Origin of the sequence: Streptomyces cinnabarinus (genome assembly GCF_027270315.1) — a bacterium.
GTDB classification, from domain to species: Bacteria; Actinomycetota; Actinomycetes; order Streptomycetales; family Streptomycetaceae; genus Streptomyces; species Streptomyces cinnabarinus.
On the sequence record NZ_CP114413.1, the window covers coordinates 9100913 to 9118657 of the forward strand.

Annotated in this window: 10 protein-coding genes and 2 pseudogenes; 6 read left to right on the top strand and 6 right to left on the bottom strand. The window is 69.0% G+C overall.

Annotated features, from left to right (window positions below):
• The first annotated feature begins 1235 nt into the window (after window positions 1–1235).
• Both STRCI_RS40950 and STRCI_RS40955 read left to right on the top strand, forming a co-directional pair.
• Window positions 1236–1772, top strand: a complete 537-nt coding sequence (locus tag STRCI_RS40950) for a DUF485 domain-containing protein (RefSeq protein WP_269664089.1) — start codon at window positions 1236–1238, stop codon at window positions 1770–1772.
• Window positions 1769–3388, top strand: coding sequence for a sodium/solute symporter (locus STRCI_RS40955; protein WP_269664090.1), 1620 nt, complete (start codon window positions 1769–1771; stop codon window positions 3386–3388). The genes STRCI_RS40950 and STRCI_RS40955 overlap by 4 nt, the downstream gene beginning before the upstream one ends.
• A 61-nt stretch (window positions 3389–3449) precedes the next feature.
• Here STRCI_RS40955 and STRCI_RS40960 read toward each other — a convergent pair whose 3' ends face one another.
• The 3 genes and pseudogenes from STRCI_RS40960 to STRCI_RS40970 all read right to left on the bottom strand — a co-directional run.
• Window positions 3450–5864 (bottom strand): SpoIIE family protein phosphatase, encoded by a 2415-nt coding sequence (locus tag STRCI_RS40960; protein WP_269664782.1) that lies wholly within the window; start codon window positions 5862–5864, stop codon window positions 3450–3452.
• A gap of 174 nt (window positions 5865–6038) precedes the next feature.
• A complete protein-coding gene (locus tag STRCI_RS40965; protein ID WP_269664091.1) occupies window positions 6039–7121 on the bottom strand; it encodes an AAA-type ATPase lid domain-containing protein in 1083 nt (360 codons plus the stop codon).
• Between the two features lie 122 nt (window positions 7122–7243).
• Window positions 7244–7974: pseudogene (locus tag STRCI_RS40970) on the bottom strand (IS5 family transposase); the annotation flags it as partial.
• A 684-nt stretch (window positions 7975–8658) separates the two neighbouring features.
• On the opposite strand from STRCI_RS40970, the gene STRCI_RS40975 reads away from it, so the two are divergent.
• Entirely contained in the window at window positions 8659–9942 is a 1284-nt protein-coding gene (locus STRCI_RS40975) for a helix-turn-helix domain-containing protein (protein ID WP_269664093.1), read from the top strand.
• Window positions 9943–10183: 241 nt separating this feature from the next.
• On the opposite strand, the gene STRCI_RS40980 is transcribed toward STRCI_RS40975, so the two are convergent.
• The gene (locus STRCI_RS40980) at window positions 10184–11104 is read right to left on the bottom strand and encodes a DUF3828 domain-containing protein (RefSeq protein WP_269664094.1); all 921 of its coding nucleotides are present in this window, start codon (window positions 11102–11104) and stop codon (window positions 10184–10186) included.
• 1077 nt (window positions 11105–12181) lie between these two features.
• On the opposite strand from STRCI_RS40980, the gene STRCI_RS43615 reads away from it, so the two are divergent.
• Window positions 12182–12610 (top strand): transposase, encoded by a 429-nt coding sequence (locus STRCI_RS43615; RefSeq protein ID WP_418953488.1) that lies wholly within the window; start codon window positions 12182–12184, stop codon window positions 12608–12610.
• A 400-nt stretch (window positions 12611–13010) separates the two neighbouring features.
• Entirely contained in the window at window positions 13011–14420 is a 1410-nt protein-coding gene (locus STRCI_RS40990; RefSeq protein WP_269664096.1) for an IS701 family transposase, read from the top strand.
• 160 nt (window positions 14421–14580) lie between these two features.
• On the opposite strand, the pseudogene STRCI_RS40995 reads toward STRCI_RS40990, so the two are convergent.
• Both STRCI_RS40995 and STRCI_RS41000 read right to left on the bottom strand, forming a co-directional pair.
• Window positions 14581–14871: pseudogene (locus STRCI_RS40995) on the bottom strand (tetratricopeptide repeat protein); the annotation flags it as partial.
• A gap of 596 nt (window positions 14872–15467) precedes the next feature.
• A complete protein-coding gene (locus STRCI_RS41000; RefSeq protein ID WP_269664097.1) occupies window positions 15468–16064 on the bottom strand; it encodes a TetR/AcrR family transcriptional regulator in 597 nt (198 codons plus the stop codon).
• A gap of 127 nt (window positions 16065–16191) precedes the next feature.
• Between STRCI_RS41000 and STRCI_RS41005 the strand changes: the two genes are divergently transcribed.
• A complete protein-coding gene (locus STRCI_RS41005; RefSeq protein ID WP_269664098.1) occupies window positions 16192–17277 on the top strand; it encodes a DUF2855 family protein in 1086 nt (361 codons plus the stop codon).
• Window positions 17278–17745 lie beyond the last annotated feature (468 nt).

Sequence of the window (17745 nt, forward strand, 5' to 3'; positions counted from 1 at the left end):
TCTGTGTCTGCTGACCCGTCTGTGAGTCCAGTGCAGTTTAGGAGCACGTCATTCAGCTGCTTTCGCCTATCGGCGGCAGATTGATGGCGTCGCCGTGATCCTAAGAGGCCGTAGATCTTAGGAAGGGTCGGTGAAATGAAGAACCCCGGATCCCAAAGTGCCTTGGAGGGCGGGATCCGAGGTCCTGAAGCGGTGCTGGTTCCACCGGAGCTGAAGAGGACGTCCCTTACTGGCTGGCACCAGTAGCGGGCGAACTGGGTTTCTCACGCCCCTGCTTCTGTTCCGGCAACTCGTTGCCAGAGGCCACTTCCGTTTCCTCCTCCCCATAGCCGTGCAAGATCTTTGGGCGGCTGGGGAGGGGGAGACGCACCAGTAACCTTATCGCTCCTGGAGAATCACCAATAGCAGAACCCCCATTGGCTATTGATGATGACTGTGGCAGCAAGGCGCCTCATGCGTCAGCCAGCTCCAGCCAGCCCCACCCTTCACCCCCGCCACAACGATGCATATCACATCGCGCCCCAACTACGCGTGCGGCACGATTCGGCCCGCCGTCTGCTTGCCTCGCACGTCCTGGGCGGGGGCGGCCAACTACCCCGGCAGGTCTGCGAGTAGAGGCAAATTCCTCGCACTGTGATCCGGGCCGGTAGCGGTGGCTGCGCCAGATTGGAGGCCGCGCCACACGCCGCCTCCTGCGGTGTCGCGCAACCGGTGGAGCGAGGTGTGCCCGTCCTGGCGCCGGGGCTGCGCGTCCTGACACCGTCAGCATCGCGTCTGTTCCGTGGGCATGATCTGCTAACTGGCAGATGCTGACTTTTCCGTTCAGTTGTCGCGTTGAGCGAGAGGCTGGTTTCGGCGAGGCATCCCTCAATGAGGTCGGTGCGTCGTTGGATTCGGTGCAGGCCGCTGCGGACGGCTTGGACAAGGTGGTCGCGGTCGCGGAAGACGACGTTGGCGGTCGTGCTGCGCCGGAGCAAGGACCAGATGATGGCTTGCCGTGTCCCGCAGCCCCTCCCTGGTCGGGCACTTCATCGCGTCCAGGGCCTTGTGCGGGCTGGAGGCGACGGCCCGCGATCCGTTCCGGTCGGCCGATCACTGCCGACCGGATGCCACATCGAGCCCGAAACGTAACGCACAGCTGGGTTACCTCACATTCCGACCAGTCGGTACCTTGCGCCAGCCGCTCCATTCATCACAGCTCACCCAGGATCCGCGCCGCACTGGAAGGCCAGGCGATGACATACGCCGACGACAACGGTCACCCGCCATCACCACCGACGGGATGGCCGCAGCCGCGGACCGAATCCGACGGGGACGCCCGCCGGTACGGCCCGTACGGGCGGGATCCCTGGCAGGGGCCGCACCGACACGACGCCCCTGCGTACGACACCTACGCATACGCCAACTCTCAGTACGCCCCGCATGGGCAAACCCCCAGGCAGGAGCCGTACACGCAGGCGACGCACCGGCAGGGCTCCGACCTCGCCGCCCTCCGCTCGGCCTACCGCCTGCTCCGCCGGCTCTCCACGCTCACCGCGCTCGGCTCCTTCGTGGTGTACGTGGTGCTGTCCTGCTATGCGCCCGGCCTGATGGGGTCGACGATCGCTGGAGAGCTGAGCCTGGGAATGGCCCTGGGCGTTTTCCAGCTCGTCGTCACCTTCGCGGCCGTCTACTGGTACGGACACAGCGCGCAGCGCACAGTGGACCCGTTGGCGCAGGTCGTCAGGGAGCGGGCAGTCCCGACGGGCCGGGAACTGGGGGCCGCGAGATGAACGGCTTCAGCGCCGAGACGCAGGCCACCGTCCTGGTTCTGTTCACCGCCCTGGTCGCCGTCACCCTGCTGATGTGCGTGATGGCGGGACCGGACCGCGACGACCTGACGGACTTCTACACCGGCTACCGCTCGCTCACCCCGCTCAAGAACGGCCTGGCGATCGCGGGCGACTACATCTCCGCGGCCACGGTGCTCAGCACCACCGGCATCATCGCGCTCGCCGGCTACGACGGCTATGTCCTGGCGGTCAGCACCGCCATGTCGCTGGTGCTGCTGATGTTCCTGCTCGCCGAACCCCTGCGCAACGCCGGCAAGTTCACCATGGGCGACGTCCTGGCCCGCAACATGCCCCGGCCGCGGGCCGTCCGTATCGCCGCCTGCGTGGTGACGCTGTCGGCCACCCTGCCCTTCCTTGTCGTCCAGCTCTCGGGGGCCGGATCGCTGCTCACCTACATCCTGGACATCCCGCACGAGGCCGGCGCCAGGACCACGTCCATCGTCTTCGTCGGCAGCCTGATGATCATTTACGCCGCCATCGGTGGCATGAGGGGCACCGCCCTCATCCAGATGATCAAGATCATCCTCCTGCTCGGCACCAGCATCGTCATCGCCGCCCTGGTCCTGAACCGCTTCGACTGGAGCCCCGGCGACGTGCTGCGGGCGGCCCAGCACGGCAGCGGCACCGGCCCCGCCTACCTTCAGCAGGGCCTGCAGCTCGGCACTTCGGCCGGTGGCCGACTGGACTTCGTCAGCCTCCAGATTACCGTCATCCTCGGCGTGGCCTGCCTGCCGCACATCACGATGCGTCTGTACTCCGCACGGGACGTACCCGCCGTGCGCCGTTCGATGTCGTGGGCGGTCAGCACGGTCACCACGTTCTGCCTGCTCGTGATCATCATGGGTACGGGCGCGGCGGCACTGGTGGGATCCCAGGACATCAACGCGGCCGACCCGCACGGCAGGACGTCGCTGCTCATGCTGTCCCAGGTGCTCGGCGGAGACCCCGGCTCCGCCGGCGCGACGATTCTCTATTCGGGCGTAGCAGGCATGGTGTTCATCACCCTGCTCTCGTCGGTCGCGGGTATGACGCTGGCCGCGGCTTCCTCGCTCGCCCACGACCTGTTCGCCCACGCGGCTCGGCGGGGAGAGGCGGAGCCGCGTACGGAGATGACCGTAGCGGCGTGGACCAGCGTCGCCGTGGGAACCGTTGCCATCGTGCTCTCCACCATGGTCCAGAACTGGGACGTCGGCGTGCTGACCACACTCGCGGTCTCTATCGGCGCATCGGCGGTGGCCCCCGCGCTGACCTACTCCCTGTTCTGGCGAGGCTTCACGCGCACCGGCCTGCTCGCCACGCTCTACGGCGGCGCGGCCTGCACACTGGTGCTGATGGTCTTCTCCCAGGCCGTTTCGGGCACGCCGTCCGCCGTCTTCCCGAACGCCGACTTCGACCTGTTCCCGATGCAGTCCACCGGTCTGGTCTCCATCCCGTTCGGCTACCTCGCGGGCTGGCTGGGCAGTTGCCTCGACCACCGGCGCCGCGCAGCCGAGAGCCGGGAGAACCGGCGGCTGTACGAGGAGAGCGAGGCACAGCTGCTCGCCGCAGCCGAATGACCCGCGACGACGGCGGTACGACGATGCTCCTGCGGTGGGATGCGCCGCGCCATGATCCGGTTCACAGCCCGAGCAGCGATTGTTCGGTCCACACGGTCTTGCCCTCGCGGTCGTAGCGGGTGCCCCAGCGCTCGGTCAGCTGGGCCACCAGGAACAGTCCGCGGCCGCCCTCGTCGGTGGTGCGGGCGCGACGCGGGTGCGGAGAGGTGTGGCTGGCGTCGGCGACCTCAAGGACGAGACATCGTTCACGGATGAGTCGCAGGGTCACGGGTCCTGTGGCGTAGCGGTAGGCGTTGGTGACCAGTTCACTGGCGATCAACTCGGTGGCGAACGCCAGGTGTTCCAGTCCCCATTGAGTGAGTTGGGCCGTGGCGAGCGTTCTGGCCTGGGCGGCGGCGGTCGGCTCCAGCTGCAGTTGCCAGGAGGCGACGTTCTCCGGTGGCAGTACCCGGGTGCGTGCGATGAGCAGGGCGATGTCGTCAGCGGGCGGTCCGGGCAGAAGTGAGTCGACGACCGCCTGGCACGTCTTCTCCAAGGAGTCCGCCGGGTGGGTGAGCGCACTGCGCAGCCGTTGCAGGCCCGTGTCGACGTCCAGGTGGCGTTCGCCGATGAGTCCGTTGGTGTAGAGCGTGAGGAGACTGCCCTCGGCCAGTTCGATCTCCCGGGATTCGAACGGCAGACCGCCCAGGCCGAGCGGTGGGCCGGGGGGCAGGTCGAGCAGGGCTGCCTGTCCGTCCGGTGTGGTCACGACCGGCAGTGGGTGACCGGCCCGCGCCGCGGAGCATTGCCGGGAGACGGGGTCGTAGACCGCGTACAGGCAGGTGGCGCCGACGATCTGCTCGCCCGCGGGTCGTTCGACGGCTGTCTCTTGTTCGGCGGCAAGGAGGCTGACCAGGTCGTCCAGTCGGGAGAGGACCTCGTCCGGTTCCAGGTCGAGGGTGGCGAGGGTGTGCACGGCGGTACGCAGGCGGCCCATCGTGGCGGCGGCGTGCAGCCCGTGACCCACCGCGTCGCCGACCACCAGTGCGACCCTGGCCCCCGACAACGGGATGACGTCGAACCAGTCACCGCCGGGACCGGGGGGCGTACTGGCCGGGAGGTAGCGAGGGGCCACTTCGAGGGCCGGCTGGTGCGGAACGGTCCTCGGCAAAAGGGTGCGTTGCAAGGTGGACGCGGTCTGCTGCTGCTGGGTGAAGCGCCGCGCGTTGTCGATGCTGACGGCGGCGCGCGAGGAGAGTTCCTGGGCCAGGGTGAGATCGTCGGCCTCGAACGGCTCGGGGTGCCGCGATCGCCACAGGCTCATCACGCCTAGGACCACACCACGCGCGGCCAGCGGCACCACGATCAGGGAATGAGCCGAGAGGTCCGGTGCCTGCTCGCCCCGGTGCGGCTCTGCCAGGAACCAGTCGGGCGAAAGGACAGCTTCGAGGAGGGGACGCCCGTCGGCAAGGCATCTGGCCTGTGGTGTGCCGGGGGCGAACTGCACCGGCTCGCCATCCGGGTGCGGCAGATCGGGCTGCTGGGTCACGACGTCGCGGACCGCGACCCGTGCGACGGGTCCCGCCAGTGCCTGCGCCGGATCCTCGCCGCGCGTCACGGGTTGTGACAGGTCCACCGTTACGTGATCGGCCAGGTGGGGGACCATGACATCCGCGAGTTCGCGGGCCGTCTGTCGTACGTCGAGCGTCGATCCGATGCGGGCGCCAGCCTGGTCGAGGAGTGCCAGGCGAAGTCGGGCCCGATGGCGCTCGGTGACGTCCTCCACTGTCTCGGCCACCCCCAGGACCCGGCCGGCGGGGTCTTGCAGTCGGAAGGCCGAGACGGACGCGGCTCGCACACGTGTCGGGTCCTGTTCCAGCCGGGCGTACTGCTCGGTGGAGACCAGTGATCTTCCGCTCTCCATCACCTGGCGCACCCGTTCCACGGAGGTCCGCGCGTCCTCGGCAACCAGCAGGGTCCCCGTGGGCATTCCCCGAAGGGCGGCCGCCGGGGCACCGGTGAACCGCTCGATCGCCCTGTTGACCCGCAGAATCGTCATCTCGGGGCTGTGCACGACCAGACCGATCGGGCACCGGCGGAACAACCCGTCGAGGACCGCGCGGTCCCTCTGCCAGTCGAGGACCTCCGCCGCGGGCGCCCCGACGAGGAACCAGTCGCGGACATGGTCACCGCGCAGCAGCTCACCTGCCCGGAAACCCATCTCCACGAGCCGCCCGCTGCGATGGCGCACCGGCATGACGCCGAACCAGCCTCCATCTCTCCTGCACGATGCCGCGGCGTCCTTGGCGGCCGGCAGATCACCGGGGTCGATCAGGACGTCGAGGGCCGGACGACCGATGACGGCGGCCGCCGGGTAGCCGAGCACCTCCTGGGCCCGCCGACTCCAGCGGACCACGATTCCCCGGTCGTCGAGCACCGCCGAGGCGGCGTGGTGCAGTGCGAAAGGATCGTCCGGGCTCTCGCTGAGCACTGTCATCCGCTTGTCCACCCGGGACACCACCTCGTATCGGATACCGATGATCTCCACCCTGGTTCTTCGCACACGGCGGCAGCCCACGTGACTCGGATCCGGGTGGGTCGCTCCCTGCTCCACGATGGATCCGACCTGCGGTCCACGCCACAGGTGACGCCTGCGTGCGGGAACGGCCCGTCACGTCAGGCTGGACGGGACGATCCCGTAGCGGCGCATCTCGCGGTACATCGTGGCGCGGGAAATCCCGAGGTCCTGAGCGGTCCGCAGGACATTGGAGTTGCGGCCCATCAACCCACGCAGAATGGCGTCGCGCTCCAGCGCCTCGATGGTGGTGAGGACCTTGTTCGACGACACCCGGCATTCCGGCGGCAGGTCCTCCGTGTGGATCATCCGGCCCGAAGGCCGCCGCGCCAGGCCCCGGACCACCGACTCCAGCTGCCGGACGTTCTCCGGCCAGAGGCATCGCCGCAGCATGGTCAGCGCGTCCGGCAGGAAGCCGCTCTCACCGCTCGGCCGGTACTTGCGCAGGAAGAACCGCGCCAGGTGCTCGGTGTCCCCAGAGCGGTGACGCAGGGCGGGCACCTCCACCGAGGCGCCGCAGAGCTGGTCGAGCTCGTCGTCGGTGCTGACCATCGACGGCTGGCTGGTCATCACCAGCTGCGCGGTCGCGCTGCCGTGCGACTGGACCAGCAGATGTGTGAGCCGCCGACGCAGCTGGTCGCCCAGCAGGTGGACGTCGCTCAGGAGGAGCATGTTGGACGGCACGACGAGCAGCTCGCCGATGTTGTACAGCCAGCGCTCGGTGACGGCAGGTGAATCCGACGGCGGCGCTTCCCGCATCTCCAGCCGCCGTCCGGTGCCGTGGGCCCGGTGCAGGGCCTCGACCAGCGTCCTCTTGCCGACGTCGGCCTCGCCCAGGAGATGAAGCCATGTCCCGGCGACGAACGCTGCTTCGCTGTCGGCGACCGCGCGCAGCCAGAGCGGGGACGAACCCACCAGTCCCAGACTGGAGCGGGCGGGCGCGGCGCAAGCCGCAGGTGTGGGCTGGGCCCGGCCGATCAGCCGGACTCGGAAGACGGCGCCCGCATCGCTGCCCTCGCGACGACAGCGTCCGACCCTGAGTTCGGCGACCCGTCCCGAGGGCAGGGCGATGCTGCGGGTCCCCTCCAGCCGGGGATGGTCGGCAATCTCGCGGGCGTGGTCGAGCAGCGCATCGTGGTCGGGCCCGGTCACGGCGGTTCTGAGCTGCTCGTTCATCATGACGACATCGCGGTTGAGGGCGGATTCAACTGGTCCTAACAAAACCTCTGGACGTGTCGGTGGGTGATCAGGCAGACGGCGAGGCCGAAAAATGCTTCGTGGATGTCGTCGCGTCTCTTCCAGCGGATCCGCAGGCGGCGGAAGCCGTGCAGCCAGGAGATCGTGCGCTCGACGACATACCGGAAGATGCCCAGGCCGGAACCGTGTGGCTGGCTCCGCTGCGCGATGACCGGGCGGATCCCGCGCTGCCAGAGCAGACGCCGGTACTTGTCGTGGTCGTAACCGCGGTCAGCCAGGAGGGCGTCTGGCCGTCGGCGGGGCCGCCCGACACGGCCGGCTACCGGCGGGATCTTGTCGAGCAGGGGCAGGAGTTGGGTGACGTCGTTGCGGTTCCCGCCGGTCAGCGATACCGCGAGCGGGATCCCTTGGCCGTCGGTGATGATGTGGTGCTTACTGCCCGGGCGTGCTCGGTCGACCGGGCTGGGGCCGCTTTTGGGCCCCTGCGGGCGGCCCGGACATGGGAGGAGTCGATCACCGCCCGCGACCAGTCCAGCTGGTTCTTCGATCGGAGCTTGTTCAGAAGCAGTTGGTGGAGCTGGTCCCAGACGCCGGCCTCGTTCCAGGCCGCGAGGCGGCGCCAGCAGGTCATGCCCGAGCCGAAGCCGAGCTCCTGTGGCAGGTACTCCCACTGGATACCGGTGTGCAGGACGAACAGGATCCCGCACAGGGCCTGACGGTCGGGCACCCGTGGCCGTCCCTCGACCTGCTTCGGCCGTGGCTCGGGCAGTAACGGTTCGATGAGCGACCACAGTTCGTCCGACACGATCCACGGCCGTGACTGACGCTTCCCCATGACCACATCAACGAGCGATCAAGCCGACAGTCACATGATCAACCGCTTTTGTTAGAGCCAGTCAGTGGCGGAGCACGCGAGGGACCGGCCGTCCTCGCAGATGCAGGGACTGGTACTCATGTCGAAGGTGCGTAGGGCCTCATGCCGACGGCAGTCGAAAGGTGGTCGTGTGCTGCCCCACAGTGATGAACGGCGGCGGGGCCTCACGGATGAGTAGAGGGTCTGGCACAAGTTCCGGGCGCTGTCGCTGTGACGAAGTTGGAGTGAGAGCGAGGGATTCGTCGCGGCTGTAGCCGTCGAGGTGGGCCGCCCGACGTTCGACTACCACGTTGTGTGCTTCTTCGACGGCGTCCTTGGCCTGCTGTACGAATCAGGCCAACCGGACGACGCCTTGGCGCTCCTCGACGAGCGCGGTGCCGAGTTGGTGGCGGAGCATGCTTACCCCAGGCCAGCTTGGTCGAAGTCCGCTTCACCGACGCCCACCAGCAGCAATGGGCCTTCGTTGACAAGTGGCCCGTCTTCAGCGGCAAGCGCCGACCGCGATGCATGTGTTGACATGGTCACGCTTCGCGATCCTGGAACCGTCTCGGGCTCATTGGCGTGCAGATACGGGGAGCGCCGGGGAGTCGTGCCCCATCGGGAGACGCCCGCACGGGCCGACAGACGGATACGAGTACGGACGACATGGTTTCGATGCACGATGATGTAGGGGATTTCGCGTTGCTGTTGAGGCGTTTGAAGGAGCGCACCGACCGCAGCTACGCGGCACTGGCCCGTCGGATGGGCGTGCACGCCTCCACCCTGCACCGCTACTGCTCCGGAGAAGCGGTGCCGCAGGACTTCGCCGGGATCGAGCGGTTCGCCGTACTCTGCGGCGCCACCCCCGAAGAACGCACGGAGCTGCACCGCCGGTGGATCATGGCCCACACCGCGCGGCAACGGTCACGCCCCTCCGACACCCGGCAGGCTCCGGCGCACCACACCACCACGGGCGCAGCCGCATCCATCGCCCCCGCGAGCGATGCCGTGTCGGCTGTCTCCGCGAGCGGCCGCGGCTCGGCCGTGGCGGCGCCCAGCCCAGTCGCACCGGCCGACGAGCGCTCCGAGCCCACCTCATCGCCCTGGCCGCCGCGGCTTTACGGGCGCCCCCGACGGCGACCCGTGCGATCGAGGGTTCTGGCGGCCTCGCTTGTCGCCGCGCTCCTCGGCCTCACCGCATCCGCCGCCGGACCCCCCTCCGCGTCGACCACACACCGAGGCAAGTCCGGGCCGAACCCGGCAAGCGCCGGTGCGGCCCCACAGGTGGCTCCCCTCACCTGGACCGCCAACTCCCACACCCGCGGACTCACCGGCTGCGGGGAAGAGTACGTCGTCGCCGAGCCGCCGCAGCAGGTTCCGCCGCCGCCGCACCCGGAGGACATCGCGGCGTGGGTCGCCTCCCAGCGGGCGGTGCACGGGGGCACCAGCGTTGTGCAGATCACGGTGCAGGGACGCGGCTCCGCCGCCGTCGTCCTGGAGGCCCTGCACGTGCGCGTGGTCAACCGTGCCGCCACCGCCGCCGACCGGGGCAGCGTCTACTCCCTGAGCGACGGCTGCGGCGCCAGCATCACACCCCGCTTCTTCTCCGTGGACCTCGACGCGCACCAGCCGCTGGCTCGTTCGATGCCTGGCGACAACGCGGCGGGCGCCAAGATCCCCGCGATCGACTTCCCCTACCAGGTGTCCCTGCAGGAGCCCGAAGTGCTGGTGGTCTCCGCGCTCAACGAGTCCTGCACCTGCGACTGGTACCTCAACCTCGAATGGTCGTCACAAGGCCGCACCGGCACGGTCCGCATCGACGACAACGGCCGTCCCTTCCGCAGCACCAGCACCAAAGCACTGCCGGGCTACCGGTACGACCGCGTGTATCACCAACCCGGTCGCTGGGTCCCGATCCCCGCCGCCGACATGTCGGACACCGGCAGCTGACGGAGCAAATGGCGTGCGCGGCAACCGCTGCGCCTGCGGGGTGCCTGCTGGTGCCTGTCTGGTTCACGGGAGTGGCACGAGGCCGTTTATAGGATCTCGGGTCCCTTTCCCTTGATGCCCTGGGTCGGGCCCCGCCGTCTCGGTGCACCGCGCAGTGGGGCCCGCCGGTGTCGGCCATCGGCGCGCTGCCGGTCCGCCCCCGGCACGAGCCGGAAGCGGACCAGGCGGAGCGGATGTGGCGTCAGCGGGTGCTCGTGCTGCGGATGTCCGTGACACCGCCGAACACCGGCTCCAGCCCCACGACGAGATCGGTCCTCACCGTCGGCGCCTCCCCGCCGCCGAAGTTGTGGGTGACGACGACGTCACGGCCGTTGCGACTCCCGCTCACCGTCCAGTCCATCGGGACGTTCTGGGCCCGCAGCACACCGTCCACCTTGTTCTTCTTCTCCCAGGCCTTCAGCCGCTCAGCGAAGGCGGGCGCCAGGTAGTGCGCACGCAACGCCCCGGCCAGCGCTGCGTCCGGGCCCTTCGGGTCGTCCTTCGCGTCGACGTACGCGCCGTAGAAGTCGGCGACCCGGGTGACCGAGTCACCGGTCCTGCCACTGACCGACCGCACCGCGGTGGACGCCTTCGCGGGGGCGCTGTTCGTCGTGCGGATGTCGATGATGTCGCCGGTCGGCTCCTGCTTCACGACGAACCTGGTCGTCGTCGTGGGGGACTCCCCGCCGCCGAAGGTCAGGGTGACGACGGCCTCAAGGCCGGTGGCGCCCTCGCTCACCGTCCAGTCCATCGGGACGTTCTGGGCCCGCAGCACACCGTCCACCTTGTTCTTCTTCTCCCAGGCCTTCAGCCGCTCAGCGAAGGCGGGCGCCAGGTAGTGCGCACGCAACGCCCCAGCCAGCGCTGCGTCCGGGGCCGCCGAGTCGTTCTTCGCGTCGACGTACGCGCCGTAGAAGTCGGCGACCTGGGTCACCACCTCACCGTTGAAGCCGTTGACAGACCGCACCGCGGTGGACGCCTTCGCGGATGTCTTGGCGGGGGCGGGACCGGTGGCCTGTGCCGTCACCTGCGTCGCCACACCGAGCCCGACGGCCAGAACAAGCCCGGCGGCGAGAGCCGCGCGGCGGCCCGGACGACGGCGTGCGTGGGTGTTGCTGCTCATGTCGTGTCTTCCTTCTCATCGTGATTCTTATGGGGTCGCTCCCGGCCGGCACCGGCCCGCGCCGACCCGCACCCGCTCGCCCGCCGAACGCGGGGTCGCCGGGCGCAGGATGCCGAACGCCGCGCGTCGGGCACCCGGGCACACGGACGCCCGGTACGCAGGCACATGGCGGGAGCCGTCACCAGCTGCTACCGGGGCCTTCGAATCGCCCCGGCCGGTGCGACACCCACAGCTTCGAAGACGCCGAGGACCCACCGCAACCACCACCGCCCAACCCGCAACGACGCAACCGTCTCACCCACCCTGAGCTGCGCGAACAAGCCCTGCCTGAGACGCCGTCCTGAGATGCCGGGAGACGCCGCCGCGCCGTCTCGGCCGACCAGACCCTGACCGTGCCTGGGTGCGAGGAGGTGCCCGATGCGTCTGATCGACCCTCCCGGTCACGTCCCACGGACAGCGAGGGTGCCGATCTTGGGCGGCTGGTCACAGCGCGCCGCAAGGGCAGTGAGCCGATACGGGCCGACGGCGAAGCAGCGGGCAGGCAGGCTCGCTGACTTCTTAAGCTGGGCGTGCTCCGACCTGGCCGGCAACACCATGCTTGGCGTGCTGGCCGAGTACGTGGTGGCCACGACGCTGGGCGCCGCCGCCGGTACCCGCACCGAATGGGACAGCGTCGACATCCGGACGCCCAAGGGGTGGCCCACCGAGGTGAAGTCGACGGCATACCTGCAGTCGTGGGCGCAACCCCGGCCGTCGCGACCGAGTTCAGCATCGCGGCGGCTTCCGGGTGGGACGCGCAGACCGACATCAGCTCGTCCGAGGCGCTCCGCCGCTCGGACCTATACGTCTCATGCCTGCTGCACCACCAGGACAAGCGAACCCTCGACACTCTCGGGGGTGTTGCGAAAGTCCTGGTCTCGCTGGGTCTGTTTTGCATAGGTGACGCCGTTGTCAGTGGTGGTGTGCATGATCGGCGCGTCAGCTCATCGCGGAAGTAGGAAGCGTCATGCCGATCACAAACCAGCAGGTGGCGGGACACGCGTTCCTGAGGTCGATGTACGACGACCCGCCGAGTTGATGAACAACCGCCAGGGTGCGCAACTCGGGCAATGGATCGAGCGTGTCCAAGCCGACGAGCTGCCGGCCCTGCACGGTTTCGTCTCCGGTCTCGGCCAGGACCTCGACGCGGTCGTCGCCTGGGTCAGCTCGCCCTACAGCGCCGGCGCCGTCGGGGGCCTCAACAACAAGATCAAGATGCTGAAGCGGCAGATGTTCGGCCGAGCCAACTGGCCTGCTCCGCAAACGAGTCCGCCTGACGGCCCGAGGGCGTTCATGATCGCGGTCGTGGCGCCCCTTCGTGGCCTCGGCACTAAAAGTGATCCAGAACCTGAAAGCGGACCCGGTCCTCGACTTGGAAGGTTGGCCCCCACTGCGTCAGTTGATGTTGGTCATTCCCCGGTGTTGGCTGCGGCAACCCGTCTGAGGTCGCGGCCGCGCATGCGGTAGCTGTCGCCCTTGAGTGAGATTGCTTCGGCATTCCCGCTGTCGCCGGCAGCGGCAACAACGATGGCGTCGTCAGTTGTGTGCATGGTCCGCAGGCGTGGGTTTCGGTGGGTCGGCGCTGGTGGCCGTCGGCACCGCGCGCCCGGACATCGGATAGGAGGCTGGAGGGGTCGGCATCGTGGTCCTGGTCGGCCAGCTGCTCTGGGGGCCTGGCCTGGTGCGCCTGTCCAGCCTGATGCGGGCGTGAAGGCCCGGCGCCTGGGCGGCCGTTGTTGGGGTGCGCGCTGCTGCGAGGCTGGGCGCTACCGGTAGTTCGTTAGATCCGGCGTTGGTGTGGGTTGACGGCAGGTCGGGTTGGTCGTAGGCCGGTGGTAGGAGTCAACTGCGTTGCCGGGGGCTGAAGATGACTGCTCGCCGTCCGTGTCCGCCCGCGCCGGGGCCGTTGGAGGAGTACGCGGCCCGGTTCGACGACCTCTTCTTCAGCCTGGCCCAGCGGCGGGGGTTTCGTGAGTACCTGACCGGACTGCTGGCGCCACGGGACCGGAACAAGACGATCACCTGCCTGGCGGGGGCGGAGCCGGCGGCGGGTGCGGGGATGCCGGGGGTGCAGCGGCTGCAGTTCTTCCTGTCCGAGTCCCCCTGGGAGGCCGATCAGGTCAACGACCGGCGGCTCGAGCTCCTGCGAGAGCAGCCGGCGACGGCTCCGCATGACGGTGGGGTCATCGTGATCGACGACTCCGGGGACCGCAAGGACGGCACGGCGACCGCGCACGTGGGCCGGCAGTGGCTGGGCCGGCTGGGCAAGACGGACAGCGGCATCGTCACGGTGACCACGGTGTGGACCGACGGCCGCGTGTACTACCCCCTGCCCGCGACTCCCTACACCCCCGCCCATCACTTTGCCCGCGGCCGGTCCGATCCGGCCTTCCGCACGAAACCGCAGTTGTCCGCTGCTCTCGCGGCCCGCGGAAAGGCGGCGGGCTTCGGCTGCCGGGCAGTGGTCGCCGACTGCGCCTACTCCGTCAGCGACGACTGGTACCTCGCACTGCGCGAGGCCGGCCTGGCCTACGTGGTCGCGCTCAAGCCGCACCGCGGCACCTGGGGTCCGGCCGACCAGCCGCACACCCCCATCGAAGCCGCCCACGCCCTGACCTGGCACGATGCCAAGCGTCCCGGCGACTGGAGGCCCGTGGAGCGTCACTTCCGCGACGGGCATACCGAGACCTGGTGGGCCACCGATGCCCGCCTGGGCGGATACGGCCCCGACTCACTCTGCCGCCTGGTCGTGGCCACCACCGACCCGGCCCGGCTGCCGGAGAAGGCCACCTGGTACCTGGCCACCAACCTGCCCCACCCCGACGCACCCCACGCCGCGACCAGCCCGCACCCGCCGGCCGACCTCGCCGAGATCGTGCGCCTCTACGGACTGCGGCCGTGGATCGAGCAGAGCTACAAGCAGATCAAGGACGAACTCGGCTGGGCCGACTTCCAAGTCCGCTCCGACCGCGCCATCCGCCGCCACCAGATCCTGGTCAACTGCGCCTTCTCCTTCTGCTGGGACCAATGGTTCGCCCCACCCGGACCCCTGGACGCCACCGCGCCCGACCCGTGCCCCAACCAGGGGCCAGAGAGGGGGACCAGTAGAACCCCACCCACCCCAACCGCCTTGCTGGCCCAGGGCCTTACGCGCCATCCGTTCCTGGCTCACCCCCGCCGTCACCCTCAACCGGTGGTGGCGAGCCTGGACGGACCAGGACCCACCCTCCGAGCTCCAGGCTCTGATCGACGCAGTCACCACCGGACACGGCATTGACCTCTACCGCCGAATTTAACGAACTACCGGTAGCTAGGTGTCCCAACTGGATGGCGAGGTTGTTCAGGCTCGTAGCGAGGTCGGGTCGGTGGGCTTCCGGCCGTATCTGGGCCAACTGGCGGCGGATCTCCACCGCTTCCTCGCTGGCGGCGAGTGCCTCGCGTGGCCGCCCCATCTTGCTTAGCCGGCCGGAGAGATTGGTCAGGCTCATGGCAAGATCCGGCCGGAATGCTTCGGGCTGCGCTGGCGTGAGATCCCGGCGGATTTCCACGGCTTCCTCGATCGCAGTGAGCGACTCCTCCCATCGCCCCAGGTTTCCCAAGTGGATGGAGAGGCTGTTCAGGCTCCCAGCGAGTTCGGGGCGGTGGGCGTCGGGCTGCGATTGGGCCAGTTCCCGGCGGATGTCGATGGCTTCGGTGATCGCGGCCAGTGCCTCGTCCCACCGCCCCATTTCTCCCAGCCGGTTGGAGAGGTTGTTCAGGGATCCTGCGAGGTCGAGCAGGTGGTTGGGATCGGCGTGGGCGCGGATGCGCTGGTGGTCGGTGATGAGTTGGGTGAGATCGGCGGCGCAGTGGGCAAGGTTGTGGCTGTTGGTAGGGAGCTCCTGTGCCAGCAACTCCAAGTCGGACAGGTCTTGTCGGGGCTGTCGATGATGTGCTTGAGGGCATCCAGAAGGGGTTGGGGTGCTTCCGTCTGGGTGGCCACGTTGATAGCCGGCACGGCGAGAGAATCGGCATGGAGTATGCACACAGCGGTCAGATGCGAGTCCAGGCGGTGGTGGAAGGGAAGCCCAGCGGCGCTATCTGGAGATCGTCGGCGCCATCGCCCTGGCCAAGAACGGCGAGAGGGTCATGCCCGTATCGCGGTGTGGGCCTGCCAGCCCTTCGGACCTGACCGGCTGTGAGGTCCGGCATGACCGCGCTCGCAGTGACCGAGGACGGCTCACTGTGGGTTCTGACCAACGGCCGCACCGGTTGCAGCGGGCCGACTTCCGGGAACCCGCCTGCACAGCAGACCGCGCGTCGGCTGATGTTCCTTGGCCCGCGGTCAGGCTCGGTCCCGCGGCATGCGCAGCGCGTTCGTCCAGAGCTTCGTGACGGTGTCGATCAGCGTGTCGAAGGGCAGGGATTCGCCCAGGGCGAAGGTCGCGTACGCGAGCCGGCTGACCATCGCGCTCAGGGCTCGTGCGGCGATCTCCGGGTCGAGCTCCGGGTCGGCGAGGCCCGACTGCTGGAGACGGGCGATGGCGGCGGCGCTGCGGTCGATGAATACGCGCGAGCGTTCCAGCCGTACGCGCACGAACTGCGGGTCGACGGCGGCGGCCTGTTCCATGGCGGCCATCAGGCCGGCGTTGCGGCGATAGGACTCCAGATAGGCGCGGTTGGCGTCCTCGACGCCTCGCCACAGGTCCTTGCGCTCGCCGTCGCTCTCGTCACCGCCGTCGCTGACTCCTGCGTGCAGCATCTCGTCGTGCAGCCGCGCGAGGACGGCGGCGAACACGTCCTCTTTGGATGAGAAGTGTGTGTAGAAGCTGCCGGTGGCCACTTTCGCCTCGGCTGCGATGTCGACGATGCGGGCGTCCAGATAGCCGTCCCGCTCGAAGATCCGCCGGGCCGCGGTCACCAGGCCGTCGCGGGTGCGCATGCCGCGCCGAGTACGTGTCCCGGCCGGCTGGGGCTGCGTGGGCTGTCCGGTTCCAGGGTCGGGGGAGAGCATGTGCGCATCCTAGCCCACTATTGAATCCGAATCCGGATTCAAGTACGTTCCGGTCATGGACAACACCACCGCTGCCACGTCCTGGAATCTGCTCATCCGCCGCGACGGCCTGTCCACCGCGGAGCTCGCCGACGCCCCCGTCCCCCAGGTGCGGGACGGCGAGGCGCTGCTGCGCGTCGACCGGGTCGGCCTGACCGCCAACAACGTTACCTACGCCGCGCTCGGCGACGCGTTCCGCTACTGGGAGTTCTTCCCGGCGCCCCGCGCCGGCTGGGGCATCGTCCCGCTGTGGGGTTTCGCCGACGTCGTCGCCTCCCGGGTCGAGGGCATAGAGACCGGCAGCCGCTACTACGGCTACTTCCCGTCGGCGAGCCACCTGCTGGTCCGCCCCGACCGAGTCGACGAGCGCGGCTTCCGCGAGGCCAGTTCCCATCGCGTGCCGCTGCCCCGGCCGTACAACGCCTACGCCCTCACTACCGGCGACATCGCCTACGAAGCCGACCGGGAAGACCTTCACGTTCTGTTCCGCCCGTTGTTCTGGACCTCGTTCATGCTGGCCGACTGGCTCGTCGACAACGCCTTCCTTGGTGCGAAGACCGTCGTCTTGTCCTCCGCGTCGAGCAAGACGGCCTACGGCGCCGCCCACCTGCTGAAGGGGCAGGGGTGTGAGGTGGTCGGCCTGACCTCCCCGCGCAACCTGGCCTTCACCGAGGGCCTCGGCTGCTACGACCGGGTGCTGACCTACGAGGACGTCTCCGGGCTCCCGCGCACTCCGACGTTGTACGCCGACTTCGCGGGCGACGCGCAGCTGTCCGCCCGGCTGGGCGCTCACCTGGGTGACTTGATGGTGCACGAGGTGGTCGTCGGGATCACCAACCAGGAACCCGCGCCCGCCGGCACCCTCGCGGAGACGGGGCCGGCCATGTTCTTCGCCCCCGACCAGATGCGCAAGCGCATCGGCGACTGGGGACGGGAAGGGCTGGACCACCGGTTCGCCGACGCGTGGAAGGAATTCCTGCCGGTGGCCGAGGGGTGGGTCGACATCGTGCACAGCAGCGGCCCGCAAAGCCTGAAGCGGGTCTGGCACGAGGTCCAGTCGGGGCGGACCTCGCCGCGCACCGGCCACATCATCACCCCGTAACCCTGGCGGTCCCGCTCGACGTGCGCCCATCGCGCACGGCCGCGCTCCGCCCCCCCGAAAAGTCCCGCATGCCGGTCATTCGTTGTACGGCCAGGCGTCGTTAGGTTCACCGGAGCACGAGGTGCTCTCGGAACTCGGGCGGCAGCTAGCAACCTCCGTCGTTGCCGAGTCGGCGCGATCCGCTCGTCGTCTGCGGCACGCTGCACTGCTAGTACGGCACGACGGATGAACAACCCGGACCCGGACGACGACGGCTGGACGGAAGTCTCCCAAGGAGCCTTCGCGGACCTGGGAGGCCTGCTCGCCTCCCTCGGTCCCGGCCGTGACGCCGCGGTGGTCACGTCTGGAGGAGTCCTGGCCGCGCTGCGCGGCAGGCACCTCGGCGCATCGGCCGCGGGGACCGTCGGCCTCAACCGGGTCGCGGTGAACTCCGTCGTGACCGCGCTCGTAGCCGCGGATCCGGCATCA